Annotated in this window: 18 protein-coding genes; 8 read left to right on the plus strand and 10 right to left on the minus strand. The window is 71.7% G+C overall.

Translation table 11 applies throughout. The features are described 5' to 3' along the window. Positions 1-61 precede the first annotated feature (61 nt). Positions 62-640, minus strand: coding sequence for a MarR family winged helix-turn-helix transcriptional regulator (locus VT50_RS14750; protein WP_046089177.1), 579 nt, complete (start codon positions 638-640; stop codon positions 62-64). Positions 641-705: 65 nt separating this feature from the next. Between VT50_RS14750 and VT50_RS14755 the strand changes: the two genes are divergently transcribed. From VT50_RS14755 to VT50_RS14775, 5 genes are all read left to right on the plus strand, one after another. Further along, positions 706-1,422 (plus strand): SDR family NAD(P)-dependent oxidoreductase, encoded by a 717-nt coding sequence (locus VT50_RS14755; protein ID WP_046089178.1) that lies wholly within the window; start codon positions 706-708, stop codon positions 1,420-1,422. A gap of 31 nt (positions 1,423-1,453) precedes the next feature. Beyond that, entirely contained in the window at positions 1,454-1,750 is a 297-nt protein-coding gene (locus VT50_RS14760; protein WP_046089179.1) for a hypothetical protein, read from the plus strand. Positions 1,751-1,940: 190 nt separating this feature from the next. Next, positions 1,941-3,269: a ferredoxin reductase family protein gene (locus tag VT50_RS14765; protein ID WP_075200492.1), complete on the plus strand. Its 1,329-nt coding sequence runs from the start codon at positions 1,941-1,943 to the stop codon at positions 3,267-3,269. A gap of 53 nt (positions 3,270-3,322) precedes the next feature. Beyond that, complete coding sequence (locus VT50_RS14770; RefSeq protein WP_079343833.1) at positions 3,323-3,811, plus strand: FMN-binding protein; 489 nt, start codon at positions 3,323-3,325, stop codon at positions 3,809-3,811. Next, entirely contained in the window at positions 3,808-4,599 is a 792-nt protein-coding gene (locus tag VT50_RS14775) for an FAD:protein FMN transferase (RefSeq protein WP_046088033.1), read from the plus strand. Before VT50_RS14770 ends, VT50_RS14775 begins: the two co-directional genes overlap by 4 nt. 73 nt (positions 4,600-4,672) lie before the next feature. Here VT50_RS14775 and VT50_RS14780 read toward each other — a convergent pair whose 3' ends face one another. Further along, entirely contained in the window at positions 4,673-5,071 is a 399-nt protein-coding gene (locus VT50_RS14780; RefSeq protein WP_046088032.1) for a DUF488 domain-containing protein, read from the minus strand. A 142-nt stretch (positions 5,072-5,213) separates the two neighbouring features. On the opposite strand from VT50_RS14780, the gene VT50_RS14785 reads away from it, so the two are divergent. After that, positions 5,214-6,257, plus strand: a complete 1,044-nt coding sequence (locus tag VT50_RS14785) for a bile acid:sodium symporter family protein (RefSeq protein WP_240529174.1) — start codon at positions 5,214-5,216, stop codon at positions 6,255-6,257. 99 nt (positions 6,258-6,356) lie between these two features. Here the strand turns inward: VT50_RS14785 and VT50_RS14790 are convergent, their stop codons facing one another. From VT50_RS14790 to VT50_RS14815, 6 genes are all read right to left on the minus strand, one after another. Next, a complete protein-coding gene (locus VT50_RS14790; protein WP_046088037.1) occupies positions 6,357-6,908 on the minus strand; it encodes an arginine repressor in 552 nt (183 codons plus the stop codon). 7 nt (positions 6,909-6,915) lie between these two features. Further along, entirely contained in the window at positions 6,916-8,118 is a 1,203-nt protein-coding gene (locus tag VT50_RS14795) for an acetylornithine transaminase (RefSeq protein WP_046088030.1), read from the minus strand. Continuing rightward, positions 8,115-9,080: an acetylglutamate kinase gene (argB, locus tag VT50_RS14800; RefSeq protein ID WP_046088029.1), complete on the minus strand. Its 966-nt coding sequence runs from the start codon at positions 9,078-9,080 to the stop codon at positions 8,115-8,117. The genes VT50_RS14795 and argB overlap by 4 nt, the downstream gene beginning before the upstream one ends. Beyond that, positions 9,077-10,231 (minus strand): bifunctional glutamate N-acetyltransferase/amino-acid acetyltransferase ArgJ, encoded by a 1,155-nt coding sequence (argJ, locus tag VT50_RS14805; protein ID WP_046088028.1) that lies wholly within the window; start codon positions 10,229-10,231, stop codon positions 9,077-9,079. The genes argB and argJ overlap by 4 nt, the downstream gene beginning before the upstream one ends. Continuing rightward, positions 10,228-11,256: an N-acetyl-gamma-glutamyl-phosphate reductase gene (gene argC / locus VT50_RS14810; protein ID WP_046088027.1), complete on the minus strand. Its 1,029-nt coding sequence runs from the start codon at positions 11,254-11,256 to the stop codon at positions 10,228-10,230. The genes argJ and argC overlap by 4 nt, the downstream gene beginning before the upstream one ends. Before the next feature lie 109 nt (positions 11,257-11,365). Then, positions 11,366-12,259 carry an NADP-dependent oxidoreductase gene (locus VT50_RS14815; RefSeq protein WP_046088026.1) on the minus strand — a complete coding sequence of 298 codons (894 nt, stop codon included), beginning with the start codon at positions 12,257-12,259 and terminating at the stop codon, positions 11,366-11,368. Between the two features lie 70 nt (positions 12,260-12,329). Between VT50_RS14815 and VT50_RS14820 the strand changes: the two genes are divergently transcribed. Continuing rightward, on the plus strand, positions 12,330-12,917 hold the full coding sequence (locus VT50_RS14820) for a TetR/AcrR family transcriptional regulator (protein WP_046088025.1): 588 nt from the start codon (positions 12,330-12,332) through the stop codon (positions 12,915-12,917). A 115-nt stretch (positions 12,918-13,032) separates the two neighbouring features. Here VT50_RS14820 and VT50_RS14825 read toward each other — a convergent pair whose 3' ends face one another. Further along, positions 13,033-15,252 carry an NADP-dependent isocitrate dehydrogenase gene (locus tag VT50_RS14825; protein ID WP_046088024.1) on the minus strand — a complete coding sequence of 740 codons (2,220 nt, stop codon included), beginning with the start codon at positions 15,250-15,252 and terminating at the stop codon, positions 13,033-13,035. A gap of 168 nt (positions 15,253-15,420) precedes the next feature. Between VT50_RS14825 and VT50_RS14830 the strand changes: the two genes are divergently transcribed. Beyond that, a complete protein-coding gene (locus VT50_RS14830; protein ID WP_046088036.1) occupies positions 15,421-15,942 on the plus strand; it encodes a GNAT family N-acetyltransferase in 522 nt (173 codons plus the stop codon). A gap of 62 nt (positions 15,943-16,004) precedes the next feature. On the opposite strand, the gene VT50_RS14835 is transcribed toward VT50_RS14830, so the two are convergent. Beyond that, entirely contained in the window at positions 16,005-16,577 is a 573-nt protein-coding gene (locus VT50_RS14835) for a histidine phosphatase family protein (protein ID WP_046088023.1), read from the minus strand. Positions 16,578-16,641 lie beyond the last annotated feature (64 nt).

Genomic DNA, 16,641 nt, shown 5'->3' on the forward strand with positions numbered 1-16,641 from the left:
ACGTTTCTCTGCATGAGTATGCACTGAACCGTATGTTTCGTCAAAGCGGCGCCGCGTCCGGTCACCGCCCCGTCCGCCGCCGGACGTCCGCCATCAGCTTGACCAGCAGCCCGGCGAGCACCGTGCGCTCCTGGTCCGACAGACCGCGCACCAGCCGGGCCTCGCGGCCGAGCACGGTGTCGACGGACCGCTCGATGAGGGCGTGACCCTCGGCCGTCAGACACACCAGGACGGAGCGACGGCCGGTGGTCCCGGGCCTGCGCACGACGAGGCCGTCCCGCTCGGCCCGGGCGACGCGCTGCGAGATCGCTCCGGCGGTCACCAGGGTCCGGCAGGCGATCTCGCGCGTGCTCAGGGCGTAGGGCGGGCCGGAGCGACGGATGACGGAGAGCAGATCGAGGGTGGCCGCGTCGATCCCCGCCGCGCGCAGCGCCCGGTCGCGGTCGTCGGCGAAGAGCTTCCCCAGCCACCAGATGGGGGTGACGATCTCGATCGACTCGGTCGGGGCGCCGGGGCGCTCCCGCTGCCAGGCGGTGGCGATGTCCGCGGCGGAGTGGACGCCCCTGGGGTCCTCCGATGAGCCGGGGGCGCCGGGCTCCGGGACATCGGGGGCGGGGACATCGAGGGCGGGATCGGCCATGGGTGCGTTCTCCTGTCGCCATGAGTTACGTTTAGATCTAAACGTAACTCAGCGCAGGAGGACTTGTGAGCCGGACCGTGCTCGTCACCGGTGGCACCAGCGGCATCGGCCGCGCCATCGCCGAAGCGTTCATCGCCGACCGGGCGGAGGTCTTCGTCACCGGCCGGCACCCCGACACCGTCGAACGGACCGCCAAGGAGACGGGTGCGCACGGCGTCGTCTGTGACGCCGGTTCCCCCGAGTCGGTCGCCGCCCTCGCCGACCGGCTCGGCACGCTGGACGTCCTGGTCAACGCGGCCGGTGGGCTGCCGGAGGCGGCGTCCGACGGCCTCCCGCCCCTGGACGCGCTGCTCGCCCAGTGGCACAGCAGCCTCTCCCAGAACCTGCTCACCGCGGTGCTGACCACCGCCTCGGTCCAGGAGAAGCTGGCCGGTGGCGGCTCCGTCATCAGCATCGGCTCGATCGGCGCCGAGCGCGGGGGCGGCTCCTACGGCGCGGCGAAGGCCGCCCTGGCGGCGTGGAACGCCTCGGCCTCCGCCGGACTCGCGCCGAAGGGCATCACCTGCAATGTCATCTCCGCGGGCTTCATCGCCGGTACGAACTTCTTCCAGGGCGGGATGACCGACGAGCGCCGCGCCGCGCTCGTGGCGGAGACCCACAACAAGCGCGCGGGCACGGCCTGGGACATCGCCCGGACCGCCTTCTTCCTGGCCTCGTCCGGCGCGCGGCACATCACCGGCCAGACCCTCCACGTCAACGGAGGCGCTTTCACCACCCGGTAGCACCTGCCCATTCGGCCGCCCGGCTGAGACCATGGCGGGGCGGGGAGCGCAGCTGCGGACCGAGGGGGAGTCGGGACCGGTGCAGAAGAAGCAGATGATGGTGCTCGGCGTATTCGTGGTCGGGGTCCTGTGGATCAACCACAACGGTGATGGCAACACCCGCGACGGCACGTCGCCGAACCCCCATCAGACGGCCCGGTACCCCGTCCACTTCGAGAAGGGGACCGGGAAGAAGGACGGCGGGAAGAAGGACGGCGGGAAGGGCGCAGAGAAGCGGCCCGCACCGCGCTCAACGGTGTCCTACCCGATCAAGTCCTACCGTCGGTGACCTCCTTACGAGCGCGGACACCTGAACCACCACAGGGAGTGCGCCACCACCGGTGAAACCCGAACCTGTGAATCCCGGCGGCCTTTGAGTCATCCCGCGCTCACGGCCGTATTCCCTTGCGCCGGAGCCCAAGGGAAGGGGACAGGCCGTGACGACGCTACTGAACAGCCGGGCCGGGCGGCGACAGGCCATGCGCCGCATCCAGCCCCGCCGTTCGCATGCCGTGCCGCTGATCCTGCTCAGCCTGGCAGGTGCGGCGGCGGTGCTGTCGCTGTGGTGGCAGAACACTCCGAACGTCGACGGCACCGCACAGTGGCTGACCCACGCCGGGCGGCTCAGCGGGCTGCTCGGCGGCTATGTCCTCGCCCTCGTCGTCCTCCAGATGGCCCGCGTTCCGGCGCTGGAGCGGCGGGTGGGCTCGGACCGGGTCGCGCGCTGGCACGCGCTGAGCGGGCGGTACGCGCTGTGTCTGATCGTGGCGCATGTCGGGCTGATCATCGCGGGCTACGCGGAGCAGGCGGGCACCGGCCTCGTCGACCAGTCCGTCACCGTGGTCATGGACTACCCGGACATGATCAAGGCGGTGGTCGGCACCGGGATGCTGGTGGCGATCGGGCTGATCTCGGCGGGGATGGTGCGCCGCCGGATGCCGTACGAGGTGTGGTACTACCTGCATCTGTTCACCTATCTGGCGGTCTTCCTGACGTTCTGGCACCAGCTCGCGACCGGTGCGGAGTTCGTCGGGAACAAGACCGCGGAGACCGCCTGGTACGCGTTGTACGGCACGGTCACCGCGCTGGTGGTCTGGTACCGGCTGCTGGTGCCGCTGCGGCTGAACCTGCGGCACCGGATGCGGGTGGAGGCCGTCGTACCGGAGGCGCCCGGAGTGGTGTCGGTACTGATCAGGGGGCGCAAGCTGCACCGGATCGGGGCACAGGCCGGGCAGTTCTTCCGCTGGCGGTTCCTGGCCCCGGGGATGCGCTGGGGCTCCCATCCGTACTCGCTCTCCGCGCCGCCCCGGCCGGAGCTGCTGCGGATCACGGTGAAGGCGGTGGGCGGCCACAGCACCGGGCTGGCCTCGCTGAAGCCGGGGACACGGGTGTGGGCGGAGGGGCCGTACGGAGCGATGACCGCGGCGCGGCGCAGCCGCGGCAAGGTGCTGATGATCGCGGGCGGTGCCGGGATCACCCCGATCCGGGCACTGTTCGAGACGCTGCCGGGCAAGGGCGGCGACCTCACCCTGCTCTACCGGGCCCGCAGCATCGAGGACCTGGCGCTGTGGGACGAACTGAAGCAGATCGCGACCGAGCGCGGGGCCCGGCTGCTGTACGCGGTGAACGGCCCGGACGGCGCCCGGCCGGAGATCACCGCGGAGCGGCTGGGCCAGCTGCTCCCGGATATCGAGGACCACGACGTCTATCTGTGCGGCCCGCCGGGCCTGGCCGAGCACGCGTACGGGGCGCTGCGCGAGGCGGGGGTTCCGGATCGCCGGATCCACCACGAGTCCTTCGAGCTGTGACCGAGACATCCGAGCCGTGACCCAGTCCTTCGAGCTGTGACCGAGGTGAAGCCATGAAGAGGAAGCATCCGCTGCGCCGCATCGTCGTGGGAACGGCCGCCACCGTCTCCGGTGTGGTGCTGCTGCTCGCGCTGAAACAGCCCGGTTCGGGAGGCGGCCAGGCCGTCGCCGAGACCCAGCCGGGGCAGGCGCCCCCGGCCGCGGCCACGGCACAGCCGGGCGGGGGCGGGGCGGGGGCTGGCGCGGGGGACGGGGCGGGTGCGGGCGGCGCCCGTACGGTCACCGGCGACACCGTGCAGACGCAGTACGGCCCGGTCCAGGTGAGCCTCACCGTCAACGGCGGGAAGATCACCGCCGCCCAGGCGGTCAAGACACCGGACTCCGGACCGCAGAGCGACCAGATCGCCAAGACCGCCGTCCCCAAGCTCAACCAGCAGGCGGTGGCCGCGGCGAAGGTGGACACCGTCTCCGGGGCCACCTACACCAGCGAGGGCTACGCGAAGTCCCTGCAGAGCGCGCTCGACAAGGCGGGTGCCAAATGACGTACGGACATCAGGGACCCGAGCCGCTGCGCCATGTCGAGCACGTCATGGGCACGGTCTTCTCCTTCGACATCCGCGAGGTCGCGCCCGCCGACCGGCCGCGGGTGCAGGCCGCGCTGGACGGGGCCGTGGTGGGGCTGCACCGGGTGGACGAGCTGTTCTCCACCTATCGCCCGGACAGCCAGATCAGCCGGCTGGGGCGCGGTGAGCTGACGCTGTCGCGCTGCGAGCCCGAGGTCCGGGATGTGCTGCGGATGTGCGAGGACGCCGAGCACCGCAGCGGCGGCTGGTTCACCGCCCGCTACGCCGGTGGCCGCCTCGACCCGACGGGCCTGGTCAAGGGCTGGGCGGTGGAGCGCGCCGCCCGGATGCTGGTCTCGTCGGGCGCCGGGTCGGTGTGTGTGAACGGCGGCGGCGATGTCCAGGTGCACGGCGGCCCCTGGCGGGTGGGCATCGCCGATCCGCTGCGCCCGGGCGAGCTGGCGGCGGTCGTGGAGGCCCGCGGCGAACTGGCCGTGGCCACCTCGGGTCCGGCCGAGCGGGGCTGCCACATCCTGGACCCCCGCACCGGACGTCCCCCGGCGCGGGGCCCGGCCTCGGTCACCGTGATCGCCACCAGCCTGGCCGACGCGGACGCCGTGGCCACCGCGGCCTGCGCCATGGGCGCCGAGCGCGCCCGCCCCTGGCTGGCCCGGCTCCCCGACGCCGAGGCCTTGGTCATCACCGCGGACGGCGCCACCTGGCACACCAGCGGGTTCGCCCGCCATTCGGCGGAGCTATGTGTATGAGGCGAACCCCCCGTACGGGACGAGCCCTCGTACGAGACGAGCCCTCCGTACGAGGACGGTCCCTCGGCGGCGCTCACTCCCGGCCGCGGATCGCCTCGGCCAGGACCTGGACATGGCCGTAGTCGAGGTCCTTCACCGCCGTGAGCAGGGTCAGCGGGCCGGAGGCGGCCAGCTCACGGAGGTGGGCGACGGCCTCGCGGCGCTCCGGGTCGGTGAGCTCGGCGCGGTAGCGGCGGCTGAATTCCGGGAAGAGGTCCGGGTCATGGCCGTACCAGCGGCGCAGCTCGGTGGAGGGGGCGGCGTCCTTGACCCATGCGTCCAGCTGGGCATCGGCCTTGGCGAGGCCGCGCGGCCAGATGCGGTCCACCAGGACGCGGGTGCCGTCGTCCGGGTCGGGGGCGTCGTACACCTGGCGGATCCGGATCGCGGGCCCGGTCGCGGACGCTCGCGCGGAGGCTTTCTTGGTGGCCATACCCCCATGGAAACACCGACCCGGCGGTCACCGGTGGGGATGGTGCGCCACATGGGGAAGGCGTATGAACACGTAGTGGATGCAGTGACCACATAACGAGACGGTGTTGCGGAAGGGGCCTCCGGAAGCGTTCCATCGCGCGGTGCGATCCGAATCGAAGAGCTCCGCGGCCGACTCCTCGACCTCCTCGACGACGGCGGGGCAGGCGCCCCCGCCGTCACCGGAGGAGCCCGCTGCCGCCGACCGGGCGGCCCGGCGGGCCGTCACCGTCTTCCCCCTCCTGGTCCTCGCCGCCGGGGCGGCGGGCCTCGCCACGCCCGGCACCTTCAGCGGCTGGGCGCCGGACGTGCCCTATCTGCTCGGCGTGATCATGTTCTGTATGGGGCTCACCATGACCCCGGGGGACTTCTCCGGTGTGGTGAAGCGGCCCTGGGCGGTGGCGCTCGGACTGGTCGCGCACTATGTGATCATGCCGGGCCTCGGGTGGCTGATCGCCAACGCCCTCGGGCTCTCACCCCAGTTGGCGGCCGGTGTCATCCTGGTCGGCTGCGCGCCGAGCGGAACGGCCTCCAATGTGGTGACGTATCTGGCGCGCGGCGATGTGGCGCTCTCGGTGTCGGTCGCCACCGTCTCCACGGTGCTCGCGCCGCTGGTCACCCCGCCGCTGACGCTGCTGCTCGCCGGGGAGTTCCTGCCGGTGGACGCGGGGTCGATGGTCACCGACATCCTCAAGACGGTGCTGCTGCCGGTGGTCGGCGGACTGCTCGTACGGCTGGTCGCCGGGCGGTACGTCCACCGGCTGCTGGGGCTGCTGCCCTGGCTGTCGGCCGTCACCATCGGCGTGATCGTGGCCATCGTGGTGGCCGCCAGCGCGGACGCCATCAAGTCGGCGGCGGCGCTGGTCCTGCTCGCCGTGGTGCTCCACAACGGGCTCGGCCTGGCGCTGGGCTACGGGGCCGGGAAGCTGGCCCGGCTGGGCGCCCCCGCGAGCCGGGCGATGGCCTTCGAGGTCGGGATGCAGAACTCCGGGCTCGCCGCGACTCTGGCCACCGCCCACTTCAGCCCGCTGGCCGCGCTCCCGGCCGCGGTGTTCTCCGTCTGGCACAACGTCTCGGGGGCGGTGGTGGCGGCCTGGATGTCGTACCGGTCGCGGACGAAATCCACTGCGGTTCGGCAGGCGCCCTGAAGGGGCGCGGGGCCGTGCCGATGTGCGGCTCCGCCGCGTGGGCGCGACCAGCCACGATGAAGCGCCAGACAGCACGGCGCGGCACATCCAGCGGAGCGCCTAGCGCTCCTTCTGGGCCAGCCGCAGCAGATGGTCGGCGAGCGCCTGGCCGCCCAGCGGTTCGCGGCTGATCAGCAGCAGCGTGTCATCGCCCGCGATGGTGCCGAGGATGTCGTGCAGCTCCGCCGAGTCGATGGCCGAGGCGAGGAACTGGGCGGCGCCCGGCGGGGTGCGCAGCACCACGAGGTTGGCCGAAGCCTCCGCCGAGATCAGCAGCTCACCCGCCAGCCGGGCCATCCGCGCCTCGCTCGCCGACTCGCCGAGCGGGGCGCGCGGCGTGCGGTCGCCGCCCTCGCTCGGCACCGCGTAGATCAGCTCACCGCCGGTGTTGCGGATCTTCACCGCGCCCAGCTCGTCCAGGTCCCGGGAGAGCGTCGCCTGGGTGACGGAGAGCCCGTCGTCCGCGAGCAGCTTGGCGAGCTGGCTCTGGGAGCGCACGGGCTGCCGGTTCAGGATGTCCACGATCCGGCGGTGGCGTGCGGTGCGGGTCTGCGGCACGGCCGGTCCGCCGTGGTTGGCGTCTCTAGCGTCGGTGTGCTGCGCCTCGGTCATCGTGTCGTCAGTCTCCGGCTCGTCGTTCCCCGTCTCCCTCATGTGCGGCGTCCAGGACGGCGGGCAGCTCCCGGAGGAAGGTGTCCACCTCGCCGTCGGAGATGACGAGCGGCGGGGCGAGCCGGACCACATCCGGCGCGACCGCGTTCACCAGGAGTCCCGCGTCCTGAGCCGCCTTCTGCACCTGCGGCGCGAGGGACTCTGTGAGCACGATACCGAGCAGCAGCCCGGCGCCGCGGACCCGGGCGACCAGTGCGTGGTCAAGCGACTCGATTCCGCTGCGCAGCCGCTCCCCCGCCCGCTTGACCCGGTCCAGGAGGCCGTCGGCGGCGATGGTGTCGAGTACGGCGAGACCGGCCGCGCAGGCGACGGGGTTGCCGCCGAAGGTGGAGCCGTGCTGACCCGGGGTCAGCAGCTCGGCCGCGGGCCCGAAGGCGAGGGTGGCGCCGATGGGCAGCCCGGCGCCGAGCCCCTTGGCGAGGGTGACGACATCGGGCTCGACGCCCTGCGCCTGGTGCTCGAACCAGTGCCCGGTGCGCCCGATCCCGGTCTGGATCTCGTCGAGCACCAGCAGGGTGCCGGTGGCCCGGGTGATCTCCCGCGCCGCGGCCAGATAGCCGTCCGGCGGCACGATGACGCCGTTCTCGCCCTGGACGGGCTCCAGGATGACGAGGGCGGTGTCGGTGGTGACGGCCGCGCGCAGCGCCTCCACGTCCCCGTACGGTACGTGCGTCACCTCGCCGGGCAGCGGAAGGAAGGGCTCCTGCTTGGCGGGCTGGCCGGTCAGGGCCAGCGCGCCCATGGTGCGGCCGTGGAAGCCGCCGTCGGTGGCCACCATATGGGTGCGCCCGGTGCGCCGCCCGATCTTGAAGGCGGCCTCGACCGCCTCCGCGCCGGAGTTGCAGAAGTAGACGCGTCCGGGGCGGCCGAAGAGCTGGAGCAGCCGCTCGGCGAGCGCCACCGGGGGCTCGGCGAGGAAGAGGTTGGAGACGTGGCCGAGGGTGGCGATCTGGTCGGACACCGCCCGCACCACGGCGGGGTGGGCGTGGCCGAGGGAGTTGACCGCGATCCCGCCGACGAAGTCGAGGTACTCCTTGCCCTCCGCGTCCCAGACCCTGGTGCCCTCGCCGTGGGTGAGCGGGAGGCGGGGGGTGCCGTAGTTGTCCATGAGCGCCCCCTGCCAGCGCCGCTCCAGCTCCGCGTTGCTCACTGGTCCTCCCCCTCGTCGCCCCTGGCGCCCTTGTCGTTGTCCTCGATCGCGGTCCCGTCCGGCAGGACCATCGTGCCGATGCCCTCGTCGGTGAAGATCTCCAGCAGGATGGAGTGCGGTACCCGCCCGTCGAGCACCCGGGCGGTGGTGACCCCGTGGCGCACGGCGTACAGACAGCCCTCCATCTTCGGCACCATGCCGCTGGCCAGCTCCGGCAACAGCTTCTCCAGCTGGCTCGCGGTGAGCTTGCTGATCACCTCGTCGCTGTGGGGCCAGTCGGCGTAGAGGCCTTCCACATCGGTGAGGACCATCAGCGTCTCGGCGCCCAGCGCGACGGCGAGGGCGGCCGCGGCGGTGTCCGCGTTGACGTTGTAGACGTGGCCCCCCTCATCAAAATCGTCGGCGCTGCGGGCGATGGAGGAGACGACCGGGATTCGGCCGTCGTCCAGCAGGGCCCGGACCGCGCCGGTGTCGATCTCGGTGATCTGGCCGACCCGGCCGATGTCCACCTGCTCGCCGTCGATCTCGGCGAAGTGCTTGGTGGCGGACATCAGATGGGCGTCCTCGCCGGTCATGCCGACGGCCAGCGGGCCGTGCCGGTTGAGCAGCCCGACCAGTTCGCGCTGGACCTGCCCGGCCAGCACCATCCGTACGACGTCCATGGCGTCGTCGGTGGTGACCCGCAGCCCGGCCTTGAACTCGCTGACCAGACCGTGCCGGTCCAGCTGTGCGCTGATCTGGGGGCCGCCGCCGTGGACGACGACGGGGCGCAGACCCGCGTGGCGCAGGAAGACGATGTCCTGGGCGAAGGCGGCCTTCAGCTCGTCGTCGACCATGGCGTTGCCGCCGAACTTGACCACCACGGTCTTGCCATGGTGCCGGGTCAGCCAGGGCAGCGCCTCGATGAGGATGCGGGCCTTGGGCAGGGCGGTGTGCTTACGGGTGGCGGTCGGCTGGTTCATGAGGAGTAGGCGCTGTTCTCGTGGACGTAGTCGGCGGTGAGGTCGTTCGCCCAAATCACCGCAGACGCACCGCCTGCCGCGAGGTCGGCGGTGATCCGGACCTCGCGGTAGCGCATGTCGACCAGCTCCCGGTCCTCGCCCACCGAGCCGTTCTTGCACACCCAGACGTCGTTGATCGCCACGTTGAGCTGGTCCGGTTCGAAGGCGGCGGAGGTGGTGCCGATCGCGGAGAGCACCCGGCCCCAGTTGGGATCCTCGCCGTGGACGGCGCACTTGAGGAGGTTGTTACGGGCGATGGAGCGGCCCACCTCCACCGCGTCGTCCTCGGTGGCCGCACCCACGACCTCGATCCGGATGTCCTTGGAGGCCCCCTCGGCGTCCCCGATGAGCTGTCGGGCGAGATCGGCGCAGACCTCGCGGACCGCCTCGGCGAACTCCGCCGCGTCGGGGGCGGCACCGGAGGCGCCGGAGGCCATCAGCAGCACCATGTCGTTGGTGGACATGCAGCCGTCGGAGTCGATCCGGTCGAAGGTGGTGCGGGTGGCGGCGCGCAGCGCGGTGTCCAGCCCGGCGGCGTCCACGTCGGCGTCGGTGGTGAGGACGACGAGCATGGTGGCCAGGCCCGGGGCGAGCATCCCGGCGCCCTTGGCCATTCCGCCCACGGTCCAGCCCGCGGGGCTCTGCACGACGGCCGTCTTGTGGACGGTGTCGGTGGTCCTGATGGCGATCGCGGCCTTCTCACCGCCGTGCGGGGAAAGCGCCTCGGCGGCCTTGCCGACCCCGGACAGCACCGCGTCCAAGGGCAGCCGGACGCCGATCAGCCCGGTGGAGGCCACGGCGATCTCGCCCGCGCTGTGGCCCAGGACCTCCGCGGCCTTCTCGGCGGTGGCATGGGTGTCCTGGAAGCCCAGCGGGCCGGTGCAGGCGTTGGCACCACCGGAGTTGAGGACGACGGCCGAGACCTGACCGCCCGTGAGCACCTGCTCGGACCACAGGACGGGGGCGGCCTTGACGCGGTTGGCGGTGAAGACGGCCGCGGCGGCGAGGCGCGGGCCGGTGTTCACCACGAGTGCGAGGTCGGGGTTTCCGTTCTCCTTGATCCCTGCCGCGACGCCGGAGGCCGTGAAGCCCTGGGCTGCCGTAACGCTCATGGAGCGACTCCGATCGTGGAAAGTCCCAGCTCCTCGGGGAGGCCGAGGGCGATGTTCATGCTCTGCACCGCGCCGCCCGCAGTGCCCTTGGTGAGGTTGTCGATGGCGCTGATCACGAGGGCGCGGCCGGCCGCCTCGTCATGGGCGACCTGGAGCAGCGCGGCGTTGGATCCGTACACGGCGGCGGTGGAGGGCCACTGGCCCTCGGGGAGGAGGGTGACGAACGGTTCGTCCAGCAGCGCCTTGTCGTACGCGGCGCGCAGGCTCTCCCCGGTCACTCCGGGCATGGCCTTGGCACTGCAGGTGGCGAGGATGCCGCGGGGCATCGGGGCGAGGGTCGGGGTGAAGGAGACCGATACCCGCTCCCCCGCCGCGGCGGACAGGTTCTGGATCATCTCGGGGGTGTGCCGGTGGCCACCGCCGACGCCGTACGGGCTCATCGAGCCCATGACCTCGCTGCCCAGCAGATGCGGCTTGGGCGCCTTGCCCGCGCCCGAGGTCCCGGAGGCGGCGACGATGACCGCCTCGGGCTCCAGCAGCCCGGCCGCGTACGCCGGGAAGAGCGCGAGGGAGACGGCGGTGGGGTAGCAGCCCGGCACCGCGACGCGCCTGCTGCCCTCCAGCGCGGCGCGGGCCCCGGGCAGCTCGGGGAGGCCGTAGGGCCAGGTGCCCGCGTGCGGCGACCCGTAGAACCGCTCCCAGTCCGCCGCGTCCTTCAGCCGGAAGTCGGCACCGCAGTCGATGACCAGGACCTGGTCGCCGAGCTGCTCGGCCACGGCGGCGGACTGCCCGTGCGGCAGCGCAAGGAAGACCACGTCATGCCCGGCCAGCGCCTCGGCGGTGGTGGGCTCGAGGGTCCGCCCGGCCAGCGGGAGCAGCTGGGGCTGCAGCCCGGCGAGGGGCTGTCCGGCGTTGGAGTTGCCGGTCAGGGTGCCGATCTCGACCTCGGGGTGGGCGAGCAGCAGCCGCAGCAGTTCCCCGCCCGCGTATCCGCTCGCGCCCGCCACCGCAGCACGTATGGCCATCGCCGTCGCCCTCCCTAGATGATGGCATGACTATACGTTTGGCGACAGCTTTATGCAAAGGGTGGCCGGATTCCCACGGCCGAGGCGGCGTGACCGCGCGGGACGCGGCTCAGATGACGATGACCCGGCGGCCGCGCGCATGACCGGCCTGGCTGTCGATATGCGCCGCCGCGGCCTCGGCGAGCGGGTACGACTTCTCGACCGGGATGTGGAGCTTTCCCCGCGAGATGAGGTCGACGGCCTCGGCGAGCGCCTTCGGCACACTCCCGGCCACGCCGGAGAACCGGACACCGAGCTCCGGGGCGCCGAGATCGGCGATGGAGATCACCTTCCGCGGGTCCCCGGTCAGCTCGACGAGTTCACGGATCACCCCGGAACCGGCCAGGTCGAGAGCCGCGTCGACCCGGCCGAGCCGCCGCACCCGCTCGGCCCAGCCCTCGCCGTACGTCGTGGCGACGGCACCCAGGCTCCGCAGATAGTCCTGGTTCGCGGCCCCGGCCGTGCCGATCACCGTGATGCCGCGGTCGCGGGCGATCTGCAGCACCGCCGAGCCGACTCCCCCGGACGCACCGCTGACCAGCAGCGTCTGCCCGGGCCGCACACCGACCTCGTGGATGACGCGCAGCGCGGTCTCCACCACGGAGGGGTATCCGGCCGCCTCCTCGAACGTCAGCCCCTCGGGCATCCGGGCCCAGGCCGACACCACGGCGAACTCGGCATAGGTGCTCGAACCCTCGCCGAACACACGGTCGCCGATCCCGACCCCTTCGACGCCCTCACCGACCTCGTCCACCACCCCGGAGGCGTCCAGCCCGACCCCGGAGGGCAATTCGGTCGGATGGGCCCCCAGGACCTGGCCTTCACGGATCCGCCAGTCGACGGGGTTCACACCTGCCGCGCGCACGGCGATGCGTATCCGGCCGGGGCCCGCATGGGGCTCCTCGGCGTCCATGAGTTGCAGAACGTCGGGACCGCCGAACTCGGCGAAGCTCACTCTCTTCATGCGGCCGACCGTAACACTAACGGTTAGGGTTTAAAAACAGTTGCATATTTGTATCTGATAGTGTGAAGCCATGACCGTGCCGCCCGGACGCCGAGAGCGCAAGAAGGCCGCGACCCGTCAGAAGATCGCCGATGCCGCCCTGCGGCTCTTCCTGGAACGCGGGTACGAGGCGGTGGGCATCCGTGACGTGGCCGCCGAGGCGGACGTGGCCGTCACCACGCTCTTCTCCCACTTCGCCTCGAAAGAGGCCCTGGTGTTCGAGCAGGACCAGGACTTCGAGCAACGCCTCACACAGGCGGTCACCGGCCGGGCGCCGCAGGAACCGCTCCTCCCCGCGCTGCGCCGCGAGATCCAGGCTCTGGTGCGCCATTGCACGGCGGACGGCGCCGCCCCGATCTGGCACATGATCGACACGTCACCCACCCTGCGGGAGTACGAGGAGTCGATGAGGCTGCGCCATGCGGAGTCGCTGGCCGTGGCCATCGCCGCCGATCCCGTCCTGTCACTGACCACGACGGCCTGCCGGACGATCGCGAGGTTCGTGATCGACGCCTATGCGCTGGCCCGTGAGGCGGCCGATCCGGAGGCCGCGGTGGACGAGATCTTCCTGATGATCGAGGCGGCCTGGGAGGTTGCCTCACCGTCCCGGCGTACGTGAGGAACCGTCCCTCCGGGTCCCGGTAGGACAGAAACCGCCCCCGGCCGGGCGAGTGCCGGCAGGGGGCGGTGTGGTGCGGTGGTGCGTCAGGCGAGCCTGTCGCGCGCCCGGCGGGTCAGCCGAGGGTGGCCAGGGCCTGGTTGAAGGTCGCGGACGGGCGCATGACGGCCGCGGCCTTGGCCGTGTCGGGCTGGTAGTAGCCGCCGATGTCGGCCGGGGAGCCCTGGACCGCGAGCAGTTCGTCGACGATCGTCTGCTCCTGGGCGGAGAGCGTGTCGGCGAGCTGGGCGAACGCCTTGGCCAGGTCGGCGTCGTCGGTCTGCTTGGCCAGCTCCTGGGCCCAGTACAGGGCCAGGTAGAAGTGGCTGCCGCGGTTGTCGATACCGCCGACGCGACGGCTGGGCGACTTGTTCTCGGCCAGGAAGGTGCCGGTCGCCCGGTCGAGGGTGTCGGCGAGGACCTGGGCCCGCGCGTTGCCCGTCTTCTGCGCCAGGTGCTCGAAGCTGACCGCGAGGGCCAGGAACTCGCCCAGGCTGTCCCAGCGCAGGTAGTTCTCCTTGACCAGCTGCTGGACGTGCTTGGGCGCCGAGCCGCCCGCGCCGGTCTCGAACAGACCGCCGCCGTTGATCAGCGGGACGACCGAGAGCATCTTGGCGCTGGTGCCCAGCTCCAGGATCGGGAACAGGTCGGTCAGGTAGTCACGCAGGACGTTGCCGGTGACCGAGATGGTGTCCTCACCGCGGCGGATCCGCTCAAGGGAGAGCTTGATCGCCTCGACCGGGGACAGGATCCTGATGTCCAGGCCCTCGGTGTCGTGCTCCGGCAGGTACGCCTTGATCTTCTCGATCAGGTTGGCGTCGTGGGCACGGCCCTCGTCCAGCCAGAAGACGGCCGGGTCGCCGGTGGCGCGGGCGCGGGTGACGGCCAGCTTGACCCAGTCCTGGATCGGCACGTCCTTGGTCTGGCACATCCGGAAGATGTCACCGGCGCCGACGACCTGCTCGATGACCGCGTTGCCCGCCCCGTCCAGGACGCGCACGGTGCCGGTGGTGGGGATCTCGAAGGTCTTGTCGTGGCTGCCGTACTCCTCGGCCTTCTGCGCCATCAGGCCGACGTTGGGCACCGAGCCCATCGTGGCCGGGTCGAAGGCGCCGTGGGCGCGGCAGTCGTCGATGACGGCCTGGTAGATCCCGGCGTAGCTGCTGTCCGGGAGCACCGCGAGGGTGTCGTGCTCCTCGCCGTCCGGGCCCCACATATGGCCGGAGGTGCGGATCATGGCGGGCATGGAGGCGTCGACGATGACGTCGGACGGCACGTGCAGATTGGTGATGCCGCGGTCGGAGTCGACCATCGCCAGCTCCGGACCCTCGGCCAGCTCGGCGTCGAAGGACGCCTTGATCGCCGCGCCCTCGGGCAGCGCGTCCAGGCCCTTGAGGATGCCGCCCAGACCGTCGTTCGGGGTCAGTCCGGCGGCGGCGAGGGTCTCGCCGTGCTCGGCGAAGGTCTTGGGGAAGAAGGCGCGTACGCCGTGGCCGAAGATGATCGGGTCGGAGACCTTCATCATCGTGGCCTTCAGGTGCAGCGAGAACAGCACGCCCTCCGCCTTGGCGCGGGCCACCTGCGCGGACAGGAACTCGCGCAGCGCCGCGACGCGCATCACGGAGGCGTCCACGACCTCGCCCGCCAGTACCGGCACCGACTCGCGCAGCACGGTGGTGGAGCCGTCGTCGCCCGCGAGCTCGATGCGCAGCGAGCCGTCCTCCGGGATCACCACGGACTTCTCGGTGGAGCGGAAGTCATCGGTGTCCATGTGGGACACATTGGTCTTGGAATCGGCCGTCCAGGCGCCCATGCGGTGCGGGTTGGCCCTGGCGTAGTTCTTCACCGAGGCGGGGGCGCGGCGGTCGGAGTTGCCCTCGCGCAGCACCGGGTTCACCGCGGAGCCCTTGACCTTGTCGTAACGGGCGCGGATCTCCCGCTCCTCGTCGGTCTTCGGGTCGTCCGGGTAGTCCGGCAGCGCGTAGCCCTGCTGCTGCAGCTCGGCGACCGCGGCCTTCAGCTGCGGGATCGAGGCCGAGATGTTCGGCAGCTTGATGATGTTGGCCTCGGGGGTCTTGGCAAGGTCACCCAGCTCGGCGAGGGCGTCGGGGATGCGCTGGCCCTCCTCCAGGTGCTCGGGGAACTGGGCGATGATCCGGCCCGCCAGGGAGATGTCCCGGCTCTCCACGCCGACCCCGGCGGTGGAGGCGTACGCCTCGATCACCGGCAGGAACGAGTACGTCGCGAGGGCAGGGGCCTCGTCCGTGTGCGTATAGATGATGGTCGAGTCAGTCACCGGGTGCTCCGCTCCACGTCTGCAACATTGCTCGACATCAAGATATCTGGTGCCGAGCGGATTCCCGAAAGGGCCCTGGGCAGACGTCCTGGGGAGAAGACCGCTCCCTGGTCACCGCCCGGGCCTCGATGGGATCGTCCGGTCCATGCCATCGTCCGGTCCATGCCGATGACTCTGCGGGGCGCACGGGTGGTGCTGCGCCCCACCGTCCCTTCCGATGTTCCCTCCCTGGCCGCGATCCGCGCCACGCCCGAGGTGTACGCGCGCTGGCGGGGCGGCGCGGACCTGGTGGCGGCGGTGCGCGAGGACCTGGCCGAGCCCGGCGCGGAGCAGCTGACCATCGAGGACGGGGACGGGGGCGAGGGCGAGGTGATCGGCATGATCCAGTGGTCGGCGGAGGCCGATCCGGACTACCGGCACGCGAGCATTGACATCTATCTGGACCCGGCGGTGCACGGGCGGGGGCTGGGCACGGACGCCGTACGCACCCTGGCCCGCCATCTGATCATCGACCACGGCCACCACCGGATCGTGATCGACCCGGCGGCCGACAACACCGCCGCGATCCGCTGTTACGGCAAGGTCGGCTTCCGGCCGGTCGGCGTCATGCGGTCCTATGAGCGCGGCGCGGACGGTACGTGGCACGACGGGCTGCTGATGGATTTGCTGGCGGAGGAGCTCATGCCGTGAGCGGGGGTGCGGGGAACGCTCTGCTCCAGGGGGCTTCAGGGGCTCCCGAGGGAAGGCCCCGGTCACGCACCGTCCACGCGCAGCCGCCACTCGCCCGCCCGGCCGGTGAGGGTGACCGTGGAGAGCGGACGGACGTCGACGTTCCAGTAGCAGTGCGGCGGCGCCTTGATCGCGTACATCAGGGCGGCGCGGACCACCCCGGGGTCGGCCACGGCCACCATCTTGGCGTGGTCATCGGCCGGGCGGGTGTCCAGCCAGCCGCCGATCCGCATGATGAAGGCGTGCAGCGACTCCCCGCCGTGTGGCGCGGAGCGCGGATCGCCGAGCCAGGCGTCCACCTCCGTGGGTTCGCGCGCCATCACATCGGCGAGGGAACGGCCCGCCCAGCGGCCCATGTCGCAGTCGCGCAGGGCGAGTTGGACCAGTGGTGTGAAGCCGAGCGCGTCGCCGGTCTCCCGGCTGCGGGTCGACGGCGAGCAGTAGCGCAGCTCCGCCGCGGCCAGGGGCAGCAGCCCGGGGGCCGCACGCTCGACGGCGAGCCGCCCCTCCAGATCCAGCGGCCGGTCGTCGCCGAAGCGCTCCCCCAGCCGGGAGGAGCTGCGACCGGCGGCGACCAGGGTCAGCCGAAACGTCATCCCGGCATCGTAAGGTCACGGCCGTGGCTCCCGGGCCCGTAACCAGGAGAAGAGCAGCGAAAGA

It is taken from the genome of Streptomyces antioxidans, assembly GCF_000968685.2.
GTDB classification, from domain to species: Bacteria; Actinomycetota; Actinomycetes; order Streptomycetales; family Streptomycetaceae; genus Streptomyces; species Streptomyces antioxidans.

Excerpts from the sequence above, each read along its gene's own strand:
- VT50_RS14750 (WP_046089177.1), bottom strand. The coding sequence starts at position 640 with ATGGCCGATCCCGCCCTCGATGTCCCCGCCCCCGATGTCCCGGAGCCC.
- VT50_RS14760 (WP_046089179.1), top strand. The coding sequence starts at position 1,454 with ATGGCGGGGCGGGGAGCGCAGCTGCGGACCGAGGGGGAGTCGGGACCG.
- VT50_RS14765 (WP_075200492.1), top strand. The coding sequence starts at position 1,941 with ATGCGCCGCATCCAGCCCCGCCGTTCGCATGCCGTGCCGCTGATCCTG.
- VT50_RS14770 (WP_079343833.1), top strand. The coding sequence starts at position 3,323 with ATGAAGAGGAAGCATCCGCTGCGCCGCATCGTCGTGGGAACGGCCGCC.
- VT50_RS14775 (WP_046088033.1), top strand. The coding sequence starts at position 3,808 with ATGACGTACGGACATCAGGGACCCGAGCCGCTGCGCCATGTCGAGCAC.
- VT50_RS14780 (WP_046088032.1), bottom strand. The coding sequence starts at position 5,071 with ATGGCCACCAAGAAAGCCTCCGCGCGAGCGTCCGCGACCGGGCCCGCG.
- VT50_RS14790 (WP_046088037.1), bottom strand. The coding sequence starts at position 6,908 with ATGACCGAGGCGCAGCACACCGACGCTAGAGACGCCAACCACGGCGGA.
- argB (WP_046088029.1), bottom strand. The coding sequence starts at position 9,080 with ATGAACCAGCCGACCGCCACCCGTAAGCACACCGCCCTGCCCAAGGCC.
- argJ (WP_046088028.1), bottom strand. The coding sequence starts at position 10,231 with ATGAGCGTTACGGCAGCCCAGGGCTTCACGGCCTCCGGCGTCGCGGCA.
- argC (WP_046088027.1), bottom strand. The coding sequence starts at position 11,256 with ATGGCCATACGTGCTGCGGTGGCGGGCGCGAGCGGATACGCGGGCGGG.
- VT50_RS14815 (WP_046088026.1), bottom strand. The coding sequence starts at position 12,259 with ATGAAGAGAGTGAGCTTCGCCGAGTTCGGCGGTCCCGACGTTCTGCAA.
- VT50_RS14820 (WP_046088025.1), top strand. The coding sequence starts at position 12,330 with ATGACCGTGCCGCCCGGACGCCGAGAGCGCAAGAAGGCCGCGACCCGT.
- VT50_RS14830 (WP_046088036.1), top strand. The coding sequence starts at position 15,421 with ATGACTCTGCGGGGCGCACGGGTGGTGCTGCGCCCCACCGTCCCTTCC.
- VT50_RS14835 (WP_046088023.1), bottom strand. The coding sequence starts at position 16,577 with ATGACGTTTCGGCTGACCCTGGTCGCCGCCGGTCGCAGCTCCTCCCGG.